Source organism: Actinocatenispora sera, assembly GCF_018324685.1.
In the GTDB taxonomy this organism is placed as follows: Bacteria; Actinomycetota; Actinomycetes; order Mycobacteriales; family Micromonosporaceae; genus Actinocatenispora; species Actinocatenispora sera.
This window is the reverse complement of record NZ_AP023354.1, coordinates 6,083,823-6,099,696: the sequence shown is the minus strand read 5'-3', so window position 1 is coordinate 6,099,696 and position 15,874 is coordinate 6,083,823. Positions and strand designations below refer to the sequence as shown.

At 73.4% G+C, this 15,874-nt stretch carries 17 protein-coding genes and 1 pseudogene; 9 read left to right on the top strand and 9 right to left on the bottom strand.

Features of this window, described 5'->3' with window-relative positions; all coding sequences use genetic code 11:
* The first annotated feature begins 102 nt into the window (after window positions 1–102).
* Window positions 103–1,323 carry a GNAT family N-acetyltransferase gene (locus tag Asera_RS28660; protein WP_030444063.1) on the top strand — a complete coding sequence of 407 codons (1,221 nt, stop codon included), beginning with the start codon at window positions 103–105 and terminating at the stop codon, window positions 1,321–1,323.
* Between the two features lie 87 nt (window positions 1,324–1,410).
* On the opposite strand, the gene Asera_RS28655 is transcribed toward Asera_RS28660, so the two are convergent.
* The gene (locus tag Asera_RS28655) at window positions 1,411–1,779 is read right to left on the bottom strand and encodes a cupin domain-containing protein (protein WP_051801403.1); all 369 of its coding nucleotides are present in this window, start codon (window positions 1,777–1,779) and stop codon (window positions 1,411–1,413) included.
* A 70-nt stretch (window positions 1,780–1,849) separates the two neighbouring features.
* On the opposite strand from Asera_RS28655, the gene Asera_RS28650 reads away from it, so the two are divergent.
* Window positions 1,850–2,848 (top strand): GlxA family transcriptional regulator, encoded by a 999-nt coding sequence (locus Asera_RS28650; RefSeq protein WP_051801405.1) that lies wholly within the window; start codon window positions 1,850–1,852, stop codon window positions 2,846–2,848.
* On the opposite strand, the gene Asera_RS28645 is transcribed toward Asera_RS28650, so the two are convergent.
* Together Asera_RS28645 and Asera_RS28640 are read right to left on the bottom strand one after the other, a co-directional pair.
* Window positions 2,764–4,182, bottom strand: a complete 1,419-nt coding sequence (locus Asera_RS28645; protein ID WP_211255434.1) for a hypothetical protein — start codon at window positions 4,180–4,182, stop codon at window positions 2,764–2,766. The two genes, Asera_RS28650 and Asera_RS28645, sit on opposite strands and share 85 nt — an antisense overlap.
* Window positions 4,183–4,329: 147 nt before the next feature.
* Window positions 4,330–4,983: a class I SAM-dependent methyltransferase gene (locus Asera_RS28640; RefSeq protein WP_051801407.1), complete on the bottom strand. Its 654-nt coding sequence runs from the start codon at window positions 4,981–4,983 to the stop codon at window positions 4,330–4,332.
* A 299-nt stretch (window positions 4,984–5,282) separates the two neighbouring features.
* On the opposite strand from Asera_RS28640, the pseudogene Asera_RS34070 reads away from it, so the two are divergent.
* Both Asera_RS34070 and Asera_RS28630 read left to right on the top strand, forming a co-directional pair.
* Window positions 5,283–5,354 (top strand): annotated as a pseudogene (locus Asera_RS34070) (hypothetical protein); the annotation flags it as partial.
* Window positions 5,344–5,943, top strand: coding sequence for a GNAT family N-acetyltransferase (locus tag Asera_RS28630; protein ID WP_425305962.1), 600 nt, complete (start codon window positions 5,344–5,346; stop codon window positions 5,941–5,943). The pseudogene Asera_RS34070 and the gene Asera_RS28630, both read left to right, overlap by 11 nt.
* Before the next feature lie 104 nt (window positions 5,944–6,047).
* Here Asera_RS28630 and arsM read toward each other — a convergent pair whose 3' ends face one another.
* Window positions 6,048–6,875 (bottom strand): arsenite methyltransferase, encoded by an 828-nt coding sequence (gene arsM, locus Asera_RS28625; protein ID WP_030444069.1) that lies wholly within the window; start codon window positions 6,873–6,875, stop codon window positions 6,048–6,050.
* A 240-nt stretch (window positions 6,876–7,115) separates the two neighbouring features.
* Between arsM and Asera_RS28620 the strand changes: the two genes are divergently transcribed.
* Window positions 7,116–7,487, top strand: a complete 372-nt coding sequence (locus tag Asera_RS28620) for an ArsR/SmtB family transcription factor (protein WP_030444070.1) — start codon at window positions 7,116–7,118, stop codon at window positions 7,485–7,487.
* Window positions 7,488–7,588: 101 nt separating this feature from the next.
* Here Asera_RS28620 and Asera_RS28615 read toward each other — a convergent pair whose 3' ends face one another.
* A complete protein-coding gene (locus Asera_RS28615) occupies window positions 7,589–8,536 on the bottom strand; it encodes a quinone oxidoreductase family protein (protein ID WP_030444071.1) in 948 nt (315 codons plus the stop codon).
* 89 nt (window positions 8,537–8,625) lie between these two features.
* Here Asera_RS28615 and Asera_RS28610 point away from each other — a divergent pair, with 89 nt between their 5' ends.
* Entirely contained in the window at window positions 8,626–9,081 is a 456-nt protein-coding gene (locus Asera_RS28610) for a MarR family winged helix-turn-helix transcriptional regulator (protein WP_030444072.1), read from the top strand.
* A 65-nt stretch (window positions 9,082–9,146) separates the two neighbouring features.
* Here the strand turns inward: Asera_RS28610 and Asera_RS28605 are convergent, their stop codons facing one another.
* Complete coding sequence (locus Asera_RS28605; RefSeq protein WP_051801410.1) at window positions 9,147–9,743, bottom strand: GNAT family N-acetyltransferase; 597 nt, start codon at window positions 9,741–9,743, stop codon at window positions 9,147–9,149.
* Window positions 9,744–9,793: 50 nt separating this feature from the next.
* The gene (locus Asera_RS28600) at window positions 9,794–10,666 is read right to left on the bottom strand and encodes a hypothetical protein (RefSeq protein ID WP_157034581.1); all 873 of its coding nucleotides are present in this window, start codon (window positions 10,664–10,666) and stop codon (window positions 9,794–9,796) included.
* A 314-nt stretch (window positions 10,667–10,980) separates the two neighbouring features.
* On the opposite strand from Asera_RS28600, the gene Asera_RS28595 reads away from it, so the two are divergent.
* Complete coding sequence (locus tag Asera_RS28595) at window positions 10,981–11,226, top strand: hypothetical protein (RefSeq protein WP_212804749.1); 246 nt, start codon at window positions 10,981–10,983, stop codon at window positions 11,224–11,226.
* Between the two features lie 379 nt (window positions 11,227–11,605).
* A complete protein-coding gene (locus Asera_RS28590) occupies window positions 11,606–12,400 on the top strand; it encodes an SDR family NAD(P)-dependent oxidoreductase (RefSeq protein WP_030444075.1) in 795 nt (264 codons plus the stop codon).
* A 79-nt stretch (window positions 12,401–12,479) separates the two neighbouring features.
* Here Asera_RS28590 and Asera_RS28585 read toward each other — a convergent pair whose 3' ends face one another.
* Entirely contained in the window at window positions 12,480–13,061 is a 582-nt protein-coding gene (locus Asera_RS28585) for a TetR/AcrR family transcriptional regulator (protein ID WP_030444076.1), read from the bottom strand.
* Window positions 13,062–13,467: 406 nt separating this feature from the next.
* Between Asera_RS28585 and Asera_RS28580 the strand changes: the two genes are divergently transcribed.
* Window positions 13,468–14,061: a nitroreductase family protein gene (locus tag Asera_RS28580; protein WP_035295045.1), complete on the top strand. Its 594-nt coding sequence runs from the start codon at window positions 13,468–13,470 to the stop codon at window positions 14,059–14,061.
* A gap of 106 nt (window positions 14,062–14,167) precedes the next feature.
* Here Asera_RS28580 and Asera_RS28575 read toward each other — a convergent pair whose 3' ends face one another.
* Window positions 14,168–15,796: a peptidoglycan-binding protein gene (locus tag Asera_RS28575; RefSeq protein ID WP_157034583.1), complete on the bottom strand. Its 1,629-nt coding sequence runs from the start codon at window positions 15,794–15,796 to the stop codon at window positions 14,168–14,170.
* Window positions 15,797–15,874 lie beyond the last annotated feature (78 nt).

Here is a 15,874-nt window from a genome sequence, read left to right as displayed (position 1 = left end):
GGTCGGAGGTGCGGACAGGCGTCGCCCAGGTGCCGCCGGGGACCTCCGAAATACCGAGATCGCCCGATGCGGGGCGGGTGTTTAGGCGGCGAGGCTCGATGCATGACGAGCTACCCCCTGCGCAGCATCGACGCCCACGAGTTCGAGACGTGGGCGCGCATGATCACCACCACCTACGGGCAGGACTGGCGCGACGGCGCGCTGCGCAGCGCGCAGACCTCGATCGAGCCGGAACGCACCACCGCCGCCTTCGACGGCGGCCAACTGATCGGCGGAATGTCCATCTACGGGCGCTTGCTCACGGTACCCGACGGGTACGTCCCGGTGGCCGGCGTGACGCTGGTCGCGGTGCTGCCCACGCACCGCCGGCGTGGCCTGCTGACCGCGATGATGCGTCGCCAGTTCACCCAGCTGTACGAGTCCGGCGGCGAGCCGGTCGCCGCACTCAACGCGGCCGAGGCCACCATCTACGGCCGGTTCGGGTACGGCATCGCGAGCCACCTGGCGCTGCTGGAGGGCGACACCCGGTTCATGGCGCTGCGGCCGGACGTCGAGGCCGGCGACGGCAGCATCCGGCTGCTGGACGCCGAGGCGGCCCGCCCGCTGCTGGAGAAGGTGTACGACACGGCGCGCCGGGACACCGCCGGCTGGGTCGACCGTACCGACAAGTACTGGACCGCCCGGCTGTACGACGCCGAGCACGTGCGCGGCGGCGGCACCGCGCTGCGCTTCGCGGTGCACACCGACGCCGCGGGCGCGGTGCGCGGCTACGTGTTCTACCGCTCCGCCGGTGCCACCGTGCGGGTGGTTGAGCTCGCCGCGACCACCCGCGGCTCGTACGCGGCGCTGTGGCGGTACCTGATCGAGCTCGACGGGCACGACCACGTCTGCTACGAGGGGGCGACCGACGAGGTGCTGCCGCACCTGCTGCGCGACCCGCGGTCGGTGCGCCGGACCGTGGTCGACAACCTGTGGGTACGGCTGGTCGACGTCGGCCGGGCGCTGACCGCGCGCCGCTACGCGGGCCCGGTCGAGGTGGTCTTCCAGGTCGAGGACGAGTTCTGTGGCTGGAACGCCGGCCGCTACCGGCTGTGCGCCGACGGAGACCGGGTCGACTGGCAACCCACCCGGAACCGTGCCGAGGTGCGGCTGTCGGCGACCGAACTGGGCGCCGCGTACCTCGGTGGCACGACCCTGGCGGAGCTGGCCGCCGCGGGCCTGGTCGAGGAGCTGCGCCCCGGCGCCGTGGCCGCCGCCTCGCGGGCGTTCCGGGCCGATCGGGACCCGTTCCACCCCTCCGGCGGTGCGTTCCCGGCGTTCTGAGCCGCGAGCCCCGGTCGCGCGGCGCGGGTCGGCCATCCGGATGGAAGCCCAGGCGGTCGGCGCGCGTCAGCCTTCCGGATAGCAGCGTCAGCCTTCCGGATAGAACAGGAACAGCGTGCAGCCGGTGGTGGTGGCGGGCACGTGCCAGCTTCCCGCCGGCGCGTGCAGGAAGGTACCGGCCGGGTGGTCGGTGGCGCCGTCGTGGAAGGTGCCGGCGACCACGTACACCTCCTCCGGGCCGGGTTCGTGCACGTCGCGGTGCGGCCACGAGGTACCGGGCGCCATCTCCAGCAGGTGCGCCTGCGCGCCGGTCGGCCCGGTCCACAGGGTGCGCAGCCGGATACCGGGGAACAGCTCGCGGTCCGCGGTCCGGTCGGCGTGCACGGCGGTGTAGCCCGGCTGGGCCAGGATCTCGGGGTGCGGACTGTTCTCGAGCGGTGCATTCTCCGACGGCATGGCTCCACGGTGCCGTCGGTGACGCTCCGTGGACAGCACCCGGCCCGACACCCTGGGGTACTTTTCTGCCATGCATCGTGTGGTGGCGCTGGTGCGTGGGGTGCAGTCGACGTTCGAGCTGGGCTGCGCGGTCGAGGTGTTCGGCACGCCACGCCGGGGCGTGCCGGCGCGCTACGAGTTCACCGTGTGCACGCCGCGGCCCGGGCCGGTGCAGACCTCGGCCGGCTACGCGATGTCGGTACCGGATGGCGTGTCGGCGCTGGCGGCGGCGGACACCGTGCTCGTGCCCGGCTGGCTGCCGGTGGCCACCACCCCGTCGCCGACGGTACTGGACGCGCTGCGGCGCGCGCACGCCCGCGGCGCCCGGCTGGTCACGATGTGTTCGGGGGTGTTCGTGCTGGCCGCCACCGGCCTGCTGGACGGCCGGTCGGCCACCAGCCATCCGGACCGGGCCGAGCAGTTGCAGCGCCGGTACCCGCAGATCCGGGTCGTGCCGGACGCCCGCTTCATCGACCACGGCGACGTGGCCACCAGCGGCGGCGCGGGCGCAGGCCTGGAGATGCTCCTGCATCTCGTCGGTCACGACCACGGCGCCGGGTACGCCGCCGCGCTCGCCCGGGACATGGTGCTGCCGCCCGGGCAACCCGAGCCGGCACCGGGCCGCGCCGCGGGGCCTCGGGAGCAGGGCCCGGCCACCCTCGGCGAAGTACTGGCCTGGGCCGAGGCGCGGCTGGGTACCGACCTGTCGGTCGACGATCTGGCCGCCGAGATGCACGTCTCCGCCCGCACGCTGGCCCGCCGGTTCGCCGACGAGCTCGACACCAGCCCCGGCGCCTGGCTGCTGGCACGGCGGCTGGCGCGCGCTCGCGCGCTGCTGACCGGTACCGATCTGCCGATCGAGGCGGTGGCGGCCCGGGTCGGCCTGCGCTCGGCCGTCAACCTGCGCCGGCGGTTCCACGCGCACGTCGGCACCACCCCCGGGGCCTACCGGCGCGCCACGCGCGACCGGGTCACGTCCGGCCCCGCCGCATCCGTCCCGGCCGAAGTCGCCCCGGCCGGGTCCGGCTGAGTCGCGGCCCGGCCGCTTCGGGCCGGGAAGAACGCGATCCGGGCGTGGTACTCGCCGTGCACGTGTGTGGTGTCGCTGGTGATCCACAACCCGGCGTCGGTGGCGAGGATGCAGAACACGCCGATCCCGCGGTCCTTGCGGGGGTTCCAGGCCAGCGCGCGCCCGTCCGAGATGGCCACCGCGCCGATGCCGGGCCGAGACACCGCGCCGGGGCCGGCGCTGTTGTTGCCCTTCGGGTTGTCCAGCCACCGCTGGTGCCCGCCGACATAGACCGCGGCGTCGGTGATGGCCGCCGACAGCAGCGTGTCGCCGCCGGTCCAGTTGACCCAGGTCGGGTCGCCGTTCCCGGCGAGCTCGAACCGGGCGACCGCGTCGCACAGCTTGCCGACCCGGCCGCCACCGGTCGCCGCCACCACGAACCAGCCGCCGGCCGGTGCCACCGCGATGCCGCGGACGTAGGTGGGGAAGTGGTCGGAGCACTGTGGCTGGTAGCGGGTGGTGGACCACGGGTCGAGCCGGGCGCCGTCCGTGCCCAGGTCGGCGACGGCGAGCTGGTAGCGGGCCTTGCCGGCGACGCGGTCGAAGTCACCACCGAAGATCAGCCTGCGTTGGTCGGGCGTCACGGCGAGCGCGGTGACCTTGATCGGCGAGCTGGCGCCGCTGGCGGTGTGCCGCGGCACCGCCAACCGCAGGTCGACATCGTCGGTGGCCCGGCCGCTGGCCGGGTCGAACGAGGCCAACGCCGGTCGCGGCCGGCCCTCGACGGTCTGGAACGAGCCGCCCGCGATCAGCCGGCCGCCGGCCAGCACGAGCCGGGCGACCGGCCCGTCCAGCGTCGCCGGCGAGAAGCCGGGCCAGGCGGCGCCGGTACCGGCGTCCACCCGCGCGAGGTACGGCCCGCGGGCCGACCCGCCGCCCCGGAACGATCCCGCCACGTACAGCGACCGGCCGTCCGGCGCGGCGACGAGCGCGGTGACCGGCCCGTCCAGCCGGGGCCGGAACCAGGTGTCGATCGCACCGGTACGGGCGTCGAACGCGAACAGCGACCCGACCCGCCGTACCTGGTCGGAGCCGGCCTCGCGCTCGGCGGTGAACGACCCGGCGGCGTACATCAGCCCACCGACCTGGATCACCTGGTACACCGAGCCGTCGAGCACGTCGGGCGTCCAGCTCGCCGGATCGTCGGACACCGACCCGCCGGCCATGGCGGCCGGCGACCGCGCAGTACCGGGAGTCGCCCCCGCCCGGGTCGCCGTCGCGGCGCCGGCCGAGAGGCACAGGCACAGCAGGACGCCGAGCAACCGAGCGCGAAGCGCGCTGTTCGTACCGGGCATGCGGACCTCTTCCGGCTGGTCACCGGGGGCGGGCCCAGCGTAAGTCCGGTGGTACCGGTGGCGCGGCCATCGGCGCCGGGCTCGCACTAACCGGTGATATCCGGCTTTTCGCCCGCGAAGCGCGGACGAGAGCGGCAGCGCGCCCGCTCAGGCCGGCCCCGGTTTGCTGGCGTGGACGCGTTCGATGCTGCCGGCCTTGAGCCGCTCCACCGCCACGATCTCGAACCCGGCGGCCTCGACCAGCGGCAGCTGCCGGCGGGTGAAGTACTCGCCGGCGCTGCGAATCGTCCAGCGCTCCAGCAGCCACTGGGCGGCGCGGATCGGCGGCCAGGTGCTGACCACGTGGTCGACCAGCAGCAGTCGCCCACCCGGTACCAGCACCCGGCGCATCTCGCCGATCGCGGCAGCCGGGTCGGGGATCGAGCACAACGCCAGCGCGCACACCACCGTGTCGAACGACGCGTCCGGCAGCGGCAGGTGTTCGGCGTCGCCCTCCCGCAGGTCGGCGTCGAGGCCGAGGTCGGCGGCGCGGCGGCGGGCGATGGCGAGCATCGCCGGGCTCAGCTCCACCCCGGTCAGCGTCACGTCGGCCCGGTAGTACGGCAGATTGCGGCCGGTACCGGGGGCGATTTCCAGCACCCGGCCGCGGGCGCGTTCGCCGACCCACCCGCGACCACCGCCGAACCAGATCTTCTCGAAGAAGGCCATCTGCCGGTCGTAGTGCGCGGCGCCGGCGTCCCACACCCGCCGCTGCCGGGCGGTGGGGTCATCACCCTCGGTCGAATCGACGGCATCGTTCATTGATCGGACCTGCCCTCCTCGCCTGCGCGAGACCGACGCTACGCCAGCCGGCCCGTACCGGGGGATCGCCGCGGCGATCCCCCGGTACGGGCCAAACCCGCGATCTGCCCGCCGTCCTCGACCTCGGCGCGCCCCGTTCGCCGCGGGGTGCCCGACCCGCCGCCGGGCGATGCTGAGCCCCACGGCTGCCCGGCCCGGTGCGGCGGGGCCGCCGGGGCGGGCCCCATGCCGTACGATCGCTGCTTCCGGCCGATGTCACGGGCCTGGTGGCGTCGACCCCACCCGGCGAAGGAGCATCCATGGCGAGCTTCGGGCAGCCGGACGATCTGCACGGGGCGCGGTTCGTCCACACCGATCTTCGTGGTGCCCGGTTCGTCGGCGCCAACCTGTCCGGCGCGGTCCTGCGCGGCGTCGCTGGACGTCGACACGTGGGACCAGTTCGCCGAGCTGGTCGAGCGCAACAACGGCATCTACGGTGGCTGCTGGTGCATCGGGTTCCACCCGGAGCGCACCGAGCCCGGCCTGGACTTCCGCACCGCCAAGCAGGACCGGGTACGCACCGGCCGGGCGCACGCGGCCCTCGTACTGGACGCGGACGGCCTGGCGCAGGGCTGGTGCCAGTGGGGCAGCCCCGAGGAACTGCCCCGGATCAAGAACCGGCTGGCGTACGAGAAGGATCCGCCGGTCCGGCCGGACTGGCGCATCACGTGCGTGTTCGTCGACAAGCGGCATCGCGGTCAGGGCATCGCGCGGGCTGCGGTGACCGGTGCGCTGGACCAGATCGCCGCCGCCGGCGGCGGCGTCGTGGAGGCGATCTCGGAGACCACCGCGGATCGGGTGGCTCCGGGCCGGTTCCTGTTCTCCGGCACGGTCGAGTTGCTGGAACAGCTGGGGTTCGAGCGACTCCGCCAGGTCGGCAAGCACGCCTGGATCGTCCGCCGCGTCGTCGATCCCGCCTGACCCGGTCGATCACCGACCGGGTCGGGGGAGGGGGCGCCGCGTGGCTTCCGCGATCGCGTCGAACACGCCACCGACCGTGCTGGCGCGGGCCCGGCGGCCGCGGTTCAGGCCGGCTTGGCTGCTCGGACGATGGCGGCGTGCATGCCGTCGGCCGCCTGCTGGGTCGGGGTGATCTCGATGTCGGTGAAGCCGGCCGCGGCCAGCCCGTCGTGGTACTCGGTGACCGACAGCGCGCCGGCGATGCAGCCGACCCACTGGCCGCGGTCGGCGCGCTCGGCCGGGCTGAGCCGGTCCTCGGCGACCACGTCGGAGACGCCGATCCGGCCCCCGGGTCGCAGCACCCGGAACGCCTCGGCCAGCACCGCGGGCTTGTCGGTGGACAGGTTGATCACGCAGTTGGAGATGATCACGTCCACCGTCGCGTCCGGCAGCGGGATGTGCTCGATCTCGCCCTTGAGGAACTCCACGTTCGTGGCGCCGGCCTCGGTCGCGTTGCTGCGCGCCAGCGTCAGCATGTCGTCGGTCATGTCCAGCCCGTACGCGCGGCCGGTCGGTCCGACCCGCTTGGCCGACAGCAGCACGTCGATGCCGCCGCCGGAGCCGAGGTCGAGCACCGTCTCGCCCTCGTGCAGGTCGGCGACCGCGAGCGGGTTGCCGCAGCCCAGCGAGGCGGTCACCGCATCGGCGGGCAGCTGGTCGCGGTCGGCCTGGTCGTACCGGCTGGCGCCGAACGGGTCGGCCTCGGCGGTGCCGCAGGAGTCGCCGCCGCAGCAGTCGGCGTTGGCGTCGATGGTGGTCAGCACGGTCGCGCTGTCGGTCGGTCCGCAACAGCCTGCGGCCGGCGCCGCTGCCGTGATGCGGCGGGCGGCCGCGGCGTAGCGGGCCCGTACCTCGTCGCGGAGCGCGTTTCCGGTGCTCTGGTCCTGGGGCATGGTGAATCCCTTCGTGGCCCGGATCAGCGGGGTCCGCCGAGGACCGAGACGGCGTGGGTGTGTGCGCGGTCGAGCCGGGTGTGCGCCTGGCAGGTGCTGTCGCAGGCGCAACCGCAGGCCTCGTCGACGCGGAGCGGGGCGTTGCGGCGGCGGCGGAGACGGATCATGGCGACCTTCTCTGGATTGATGAACGTCTAACCAGAGCTTGCGCCTTGATTCGTCATCCGTCAAGATAGGAACATGTCGAAACAGCTCCCGGTGCTGACCGGTGCCGAGGACACCGGCTGCTGCACCCCGCTGGCGCAGGAGCCGATCCCGGCGACCGATGCGGTGAACGCCGCGGGAGCGTTCAAGGCCCTCGGCGACCCGACCCGGCTGCAGTTGCTGTCGCGGATCGCCTCGCACGCCGGGGGCGAGGTCTGCGTGTGCGAGCTGACGCCCGGGTTCGAGGTGAGCGGCCCGACGATCTCGCACCACCTGAAGGTGCTGCGCCAGGCCGGCCTGATCGACTGCGAGCGCCGCGGCACCTGGGTCTACTACTGGATCGTCCCGTCGACGCTCGCCCGGCTGGCCGGCCTGCTGCAGGTCGGGTCGGTCACCCCGGTCGGCTGACCCGGCGCCGATCGCGGCATCGTGGCCGCCGCCCTCGGCCGACGGGCCGGGTCCCGCCGACCATGGACGACGGCCGCCTCGGTCGGCGGGCCGGGCCCGGATCACCCGACGCGGACCACGACCTTGCCGTGGGTCCTGCCGTCGGCGAGGTCGGCGATGGCGGTCTCGACGTCGGCGAGGCCGTACTCGGCGGTGACGTCGATGCGCACCGAGCCGTCGGCGACCAGTGCCATCGCGCGAGAGGCGCTGTCGGCCAACCGCTCCGGACGGGTCTGGCTGGCCAGGCTGCTGTTGTAGGTCAGCAGGGACTGGCCCTGCATCAGCAGGTCGTTGGCCGACACGGTGATCGGTTCGAAGCTGGCGATGTTGCCGTAGACCGCGATCCGACCGTGCGGCGCCAGCCGCGCCAGGTTCGCGACTCGGGTGGCGCCGCCGATCGGATCGAGGATCACGTCGAACCTCTCGTCGCCCAGCGCCGCGGGGAACCGATCGCGCACCAGTACCTCGTGGTAGCCGAATCCGCGCGCCGGCTCGACCTGGCCGGCGTTGCCGACGACGCCGACGATCCGGGCCGCGCCCGCGGCCGCGGCGAACTGCCCGGCCAGCGCGCCGACCCCGCCGGCGGCCGCATGGATCAGCACCCGGTCGCCGGTCCGTACCCGGGCGGTGGTGTGGATCAGGTCGTAGGCGGTCGGCGTCACCCAGCCGAACCCTCCGGCGGTACGCGGATCGACGCCGGTGGCGTCGATCGTCAGCACCCCCGGTGCGGTCACCATCTCGGCGTACCCGCCGCCGTCGATCAGCGCGACCACCCGCTCACCGACCCGCGTGGCGGCCACGCCGTCGCCCACGGCGACGATCTCGCCGGCCGCCTCGAATCCCGGTACGAACGGGCGCGGCAGCGGGAAGTGCCCGTCGCGCGCCAGCACGTCGCCGTACTGCACGCCGGCATGGGAGACCCGGATCGCGACCTCGCCCGGCCCGGGGATCGGGTCGGGCATTTCGGTCAGGTGAAACCGGTCATCGGTGTCCAGAACGACGGCCTTCATGGTGACCAACTCCCTGTGTCGACTCAGTATCCTGATACTCAGGCAGCTAACCAGTATCAATTAGTTGAGTCAACTGAGGGAGTTGTGACATGCCCGACGTGCCGATCGAGGAGTACGTGTGCACCCGCATCCGGCGAGCCGAACAGGCACTGATGGCCCACCACGAGGCGGTGCTGCGTGGTTACGGGCTGACCATGACGCAGTACACGGTGCTGCTGACCCTGTCGCGTGCGGACGGCATGTCCGGCGCCCAGCTGGCTCGCGCGGTCGGAGGTACCCAGCAGAGCATGGCCACGGTCCTGACCGGGATGCGCCGCAAGGGGCTCGTCGAACGCCGGTCGGCGGCGGTGCACGCCAAGGTCATGCTCACGTCCCTCACCCCGGCCGGGAGAGACCTGCTGGCGCGCGCGTACCAGGAGGTGGTCGTGCTCGAACGCGCCCTCACCGACCGCTTCACGCCCGACGAGCAGGCGCGGTTCTGCGAGTTCCTCGACCGTGCCACCGCGGCCCTCGTCGAGCAGACGCCCACCACCCACGCCGACTGACCGCGGCCGGGTACCCGAGCCCGCGTCCCTCGGCCGTTTCGGCCATCCGCCGGCCGGTGAACCGACTACGCCGGGGCGCCGAGGTCGCCGGGCAGCAGGGAGGCGACCCAGAGATCCCGGCGGACTCCCCGGTGCAGGAGGCGGGCGCGGCGGGTTCCCTCGCGGACGAAACCGTTGCGCCGGGCCACTTCCCACGAGCCGTCGTTGCCGACGATCGCCTCCCACGAGATCACGGCGAGCCCCAGCTCGCGGAATCCCCAGCGACACACTGCGCCGACCGCCTCGGTGGTGTACCCGCGCCGCCGCGCCGCCGGTGCGGTCCAGTAGCCGATGCCCGCCCGGCCGCCGGCCGGCTCGTCCAGCTCGCCGATCTCCAGCAGCCCGACCGTGCCGACCAGCGTGGCCGTGTCGGCGGTGAAGACTCCGAACGGCGCGCCGGTGCCCGCCGCCCGCAGGGCCGGGGCCACCCTGCGCACGAACTGCTCGGCGTCGGCCCGCCGGTACGGCGAGGGCACCATCGTGTACCGCTGGATCTCGGGGTCCTGGCACGCCTCGGTGACCGCGTCGATGTCCTCGTCGCGCAGCGCCCGCAGGATCAGGCGCGGGGTGGTCAGCCGCACGCCGGTCAGGTCGTGTTCGCTGCTTAGCTCCGCGCTTTTCATGCGCGCACCCTAATCCAGGCCGCGGCCGGCCGCGAACGGGTTCGGTGCGGTTACCGGAGGTCGGGTGGGGCCGTTCCGACCGCCGCCCAGCGGGCCTGGTCCCATTCGATCGATGCCGCCTCGGGCAAGCCGGCCACCTCGTCGAACATCGCCGGTGCGAACCGTTCGAGCCACACGTCCACCACGCGGCTGGCCAGGTCGGCGAGGCGGGTGTCGGCGTCGTAGCCGGGCGCGAGCGAGCGCGGCAGCGGCCGCGTGCGGCTCGTCTGGGCGGACAGGGCATGGAACACGTCGAAGTACCGGGCCTGGTCCAGATCCGGGTCGGCCACCATCGCCGCGACCCGTGCGGCCAGCGCATCGACGGCGGCGCCCGCCGCGGCCGGCTCGAACGCCCGCCGTACCCAGGCCCGCGCCTGCTCGTCGGACGCCGGTACGAGGGTGCACGCGTCGACGCCGTCGTGGTCGACGCGTGCCTCGGCGAGAGCGACTCGCAGCCGGTCCGCGGCCGGGGTGTCGAGGGCGATGAGCACGCCGGCCCGCACCGGACGGTAGCCGCAGAGGCGGGCGAGGTAGACCACGCGGTCGCGGTGGGACCGGTCCGACTCCGGGATCGTGACGATCAGTGCCGGGAAACTGCCCGTGTACTCGGGCACGTCGAGGGTGCCGGACAGCCGCTCGTACTGGTGGTTGATCTGGGCGGCCCGCCGGTAGTTGGTGTGCCGCCCGCACCGCCGGGACACGAGCACGCCACGCACGACCATCCGGCTCAGCTGGTTGCGCACGCTGCTCGCCGAGTAGCCGCGATGAGCCAGCACGGCGACGAACACCGGCCCGGGCACCTCGGTGGCCAGCAGACCGCCGAACACGCTGACCACGTCGAACTCGGCCCGGGTCATCCGGTACCTGATCTCGCGCGCCGTCACCCGCTCCTCCACCGCACCGCAGCGGCCGCAGGTTCGGATGCCACATTCTCGTCGTGGATCGGGACGTTCTTGCCCCGGGCGGCGCGCGTTTGGATTCTTGCAGACACACCCAGTTCGTGCGGTTCACGCCGCAGCCTGACGGCGCCGTACGACGGTCCGCCAGGACGTCGTGGACCCGTTGACGTCCGTCAGGACGTCGTGGACCCGTTGACGTCCGTCAGGACGTCGTGGACCCGTTGACGTCCGTCAGGACGTCGTGGACCCGTTGACGTCCGTCAGGACGTCGTGGACCCGTCGACCGGATAGAGAGAGCCATGACGACGAAATCCGCGCCGCACGTCGACTCGCCGACCGAGAAGAACTACCCCCACGCACTCGCCGGGGCGGTGTCGAGCGCGTTGCTCGGCGCCGCCATCGCCTGGATCATCGCCTTCGTGGTGTTCGCGATCGTCCTCGACGACGTCTCGACGTCGTCCTGGCCGGCGGCCTGCGCGGCGCTTGCCGGTGCCGGCACGTACATCGGGAAGTGGGTCAGCCTCAAGATCTCCAAGCGCAGCTGAGATCGGCCGCCGCCGCGGGTGCCGGCGGGCGCGGGGGCCCGGCACCCGCGGCGACCGCCCCGATCCGTTGCGGGGCACTCGAACCGCCGAACGGGCGGTCCCGGGTCGGGGCCGGTGACCGACCTTCGTGTCCATGCCGTCGGCGACGACGCCACGATCTGGGACTGGCGCTTCGTGCACAACCTGATCATTCCCGGCGATCCGCTCGATCGACGACGTCCGGGACCGCGTGGGCCGCAACCGGAAGGAGGTTGCCCATCTCGGCGAGGAACGCAAACCCGCTACTGGCTGACCGGGCGGGCGTCCGCGCGGATTCGGCCCGGCCGGCGGGGGCGGGGCATAGGCTCCGGGGCGGGCGCACCGACGAGGGGAGCGCGGCATGCAGATCGATCTCTCCGGCCGTACCGCGCTGGTCACCGGGTCGACCCAGGGCATCGGGCAGGCCATCGCCACCGGCCTGGCGCGGGCGGGCGCCGCGGTGGTCGTCAACGGCCGCGGCGAGCAGCGGGTCGCCGACGCCGTCGCCGCGGTACGGGCCACAGCCGGCAGCGCCGACGTGACCGGTGCGGTCGGCGACCTCGCCACCGAGCAGGGCGCCGCGGCGGTGGTGGCGGCCACGCCGGCGGTCGACATCCTGGTCAACAACCTGGGCATCTTCGGTTCGGCCGAGCCGTTGGCGATCGACGACGCCGAGTGGCGCCGGTACTTCGAGGTCAACGTGCTGTCCGCGATCCGGCTGATCCGCGCCTACCTGCCCGGGATGAAGAGCCGCGGTTGGGGCCGGGTGCTCAACCTGGCCAGCGACTCGGCGGTGGTGATCCCGGCCGAGATGATCCACTACGGGATGACGAAGACCTCGCTGCTCGCGGTCAGCCGCGGCTTCGCCAAGGACGCCGCCGGTACCGGGGTCACGGTCAACTCCGTCATCGCCGGGCCGACGCACACCGGCGGGGTGGAGGACTTCGTCCGCGAGCTGGTGGGCGACGAGCTGCCCTGGGACGCCGCGCAGCACGAGTTCATGGTGAGGTACCGGCCGCAGTCGCTGCTGCAGCGGCTGATCGAGCCGGAGGAGATCGCGAACCTGGTGGTCTACCTCGCCTCGCCGTTCGCGTCGGCCACCACCGGGGGAGCGGTGCGGGTCGACGGCGGCTACGTGGACTCGATCCTGCCCTGATCGGCCCCGGGCCAGCCGGGCCGGTCTCTCGCCGGCGTGGCCCCGCTTCGCTTCCGCTCGCCGGCCCCGACCGTCCGGGTCAGGTCGTGGACGGGCGCAGGCCGCGCAGCAGCAGGTCGATCAGGCGGCGCGGCTGGTACCGGTCGTCGGCGGCGATGCACAGGTTGCCGATGCCGCGCAACAGCTCGTACGGCGACAGGTCGGTGTCGATCTCGCCGGCCGCGGTGCAGGCGTCGAGCAACTGCCTGCAGACCGGCACCAGCCGGTCGACGAAGTACCCGTGCAGGGCGGCGAACCCGCTGCCCTCCGACTGCATCGTGGTGGCCAGGCCGTGCTTGGTGACGAGGAAGTCGGCGAAGGCGTCGATCCACGCGCGCAGTGCGGCGAGCGGGGAGTCGGCGGCGGCGAGCAGCCGCGGCCCGGCCTCGGCGCACTCCTCGACCTGGTGCCGGAACACGGCGACGACCAGGTCGGCGCGGGTGGGGAAGTGCCGGTAGATGGTGCCCAGCCCGACGCCGGCCCGGGCGGCGATCTGCCGGATCGGCGCGTCGACGCCGGCCTCGACGAACACCTCGGCGGCGGCGGCGAGCAGCGCCTGCTCGTTTCGTACCGCGTCGGCGCGCCTGCCGCGGGTCCTGCCGGTGTCACCCGCTGCGGGCACGGGTCCTCCTCGGTGCGGATCGAGAGCGACGTTCCACGCCAGCTATCAGGAACGTTGATCCGTTTAGCTTAGCGGCGCCGACCAAGGTCACTGATCGTGGCGGAACGTGAAGAGGCCCCGCCGGTGCGACCGGCGGGGCCCGTGGAAGTCTCGGGTCGAGCAGAACCCCCCGATACTGCTCGACGACTCCCCCCACTGCGCGGCCGTCCTACGCCCCCCAGCGGATGACCGCCGCGCTGAGCAAAACCTACCCGCCCACCGCGGAAAGTGGCCAACCCGGGGGCGGGAGTGTGATCGAAGTCCACACGATCGGCTGACCCGTACGGTCCGTGGTCGGCCGACGACCGCCCGGGCGGGGTCTCGGGCCGCCGGGAATGCCGGCCGGTCGGCGCAGGTTGGCACCGCCATGCACCCCGATCCGGTACTCCACCGCCTGCTCGCCGAGCGGCACAGCCCGATGCGGTTTCGCACCGACCACGATGTCACCGACGGTGATCTTCGGGTACTGCTCGAGGCCGCGCGGCGGGCGCCGTCGGCGGGCAACTCGCAGCCGTGGGCGTTCCTCGTCGCGCGCCGCGGGGACGAGGCCCACCGCCGGCTGCTGCCGTACCTCGCCCGCAGCTCGTCGGCGTGGGCGCCGGAGGCGGGGCTGCTGGTGGTCAACCTGGCCCAGCGGTTCGTGGCCGACAGCGACTTCGAGTACTCCGAGTTCGCGCACTACGACCTGGGCCAGGCGGTCGCGCACATGACCGTCCAGGCGGTGGCGCTCGGGCTGCAGGCGCACCAGTTCCGGGCCTTCGACCGCGCCGCGGTCGAGGCCGAGTTCGCCGTTCCCGCGCACTGGGAGGCGACGTCGATGACGGCGATCGGGCGCCCCGACGACGGCGCACCCGCGTACGGCACGGTCACCTCCCGCCGGGAGCGCAAGCCGATCGAGGAACTGTCCTGGCCGACGACGCCGGCCGCCGTCCCGGTCGCGGCCGGGACACCCCGGTACTGAGCTGCGCCGGCCGGGGCGCCCGCCGCCAGGTCGAGCGGCAGGGCGCCCGCCGCCAGGTCGAGCCGAGCCGCGGGGCACCGCCGGTGGGTCCGGTACGCCGCCCGGCTCAGGCGCCCCGCGCCCGCCGTTGCGCCTCGTACAGCGACTCCGGCAGCAGGCCGGGCCGGTTGGTGCCCTCGATGTACCCGGCGGGTTCGGCGAACGGGCCGTGCCCGGAGACGTCCGTGGCGCAGCCGATGGCGTAGTTCTGGGCGGTCGGAGGCTTCTGGACCACGAGACTGCCCGGCGCCTGCACCGTCGAGGCCCAGGCCACCGAGTTGACCGCCCCCCAGCCCTGGTTGCCGCCGTAGTTGCCGCGACAGCCCAGCAGCAGCCGGTACTCGTGCTCCACCGCGGACAGGTTGGGCGCGAGTTCCCGGTGGTTGTCGAACAGCAGCCCCTGGCTCCAGCCGGCGTGCCCCTCGCATCCGGTGTAGCTACCCTCGCCGAGGTTGCGGTGGAAGACGATGCCGGAGGTCTTGGACTTCCCGAACGCGACGAAGTTGTGCCGGCCGTTGGTCGCGTGGCAGCCGGTGAACAGGATCTGCTGCGAGTAGGGCCCGGCGGCGAAGTTGTAGCGGCGGGAGCCGGCGATGCTCGCCACCGGGTCGAGCGCCCGGCAGTCCTCGATCGTGGCCCGGGTGGTCTCCGTGGTCCGCACGCCGGAGAACCAGAAGTGCCTGGTCGTGCAGTCGCGTACCCACGCGTCCTCGACGAGTGACAGGGCGATCCCGGCGCCGGCGTTCGCCTGGTCCTCGTCGGTGGGCCCGGTGTACTGGATGTCGATGTTCAGGTGTTCCACGCCGACGTTGCCGACCAGCCCGGCGCGGTCCCAGCGGTAGAGGTAGCACGGCGACAGTTCCCGCCGCAGGTCGTTGAACAGCGGTGCGTCGATCGTGACCCGGTGGCCCCTGATCTCCACCACGTGACGGTTGTAGAGGATCGGGTCCTCGTCGACCCGCCAGGCCGGTCCGCCGTGCGTGCCGCCGCCGTCGACGGCGGCGAGCCACTCCGCGGTACACGGGTGGGTCACGATGACGTTGTCTCCCGCGTGCAGCGACGTCGGGTCGTCGACGGTGAAGGAGCGTTCCCCGATGCGGACGAGTTCGCTCGTGATCGACGTGCGGCTGCCGGGGACCGCGCCGGCCCACCGGGTCTCGCCGGGGCCCCAGGTCGATGCGCCGCCGACGATGAACACGGGCGGTCCGAGCAGCGTGTCGCCGGTGCCGAGGACGATGGTGTCGTGCGCGGGATCCGACCCCGAGCCGGATCCGCGGAGCACCACTCCGTCGCGGTTGAGGAACACCGTTGCGGCCACCGGGTACTCGCCCGGTGCGAGCAACAGGGCGCCGCGGAACCCGTCGGCGCGCCTCGGCAACCGGCCCACCGCGTCCAGCGCCGCCTGCAGGTGCGCCGTGTTGTCGCCCGGCACCGGGCCGATCCGCGCGACGACCGGTACCGCGGGGATCGGCGCTCCGTTGCGGTAACCGGCGTGACCGAAGTCCGGCAGGCGGTTGCCCTCCGCGTCGCACTGGTACGCCAGCCGGTCGCCGTCGGTCACCCGGAGCAGTGCGGACTGCCAGCGGGCGGTCTGCGGTCCGGACTTCCGGGCGGGGTCCGCGACGGCCGGCTGCGCCACGGCCAGCCCGGCCATCAACCCACCGCCGGCGCGGAGGAACTGTCTGCGCGTGCTCACCAGGGGAGCCCCCATCAACTCGTGTTGCTCGGCAAACGGTGCGCGGAGTATCCAACGGTTGACGAGGTTGCGCAAGCA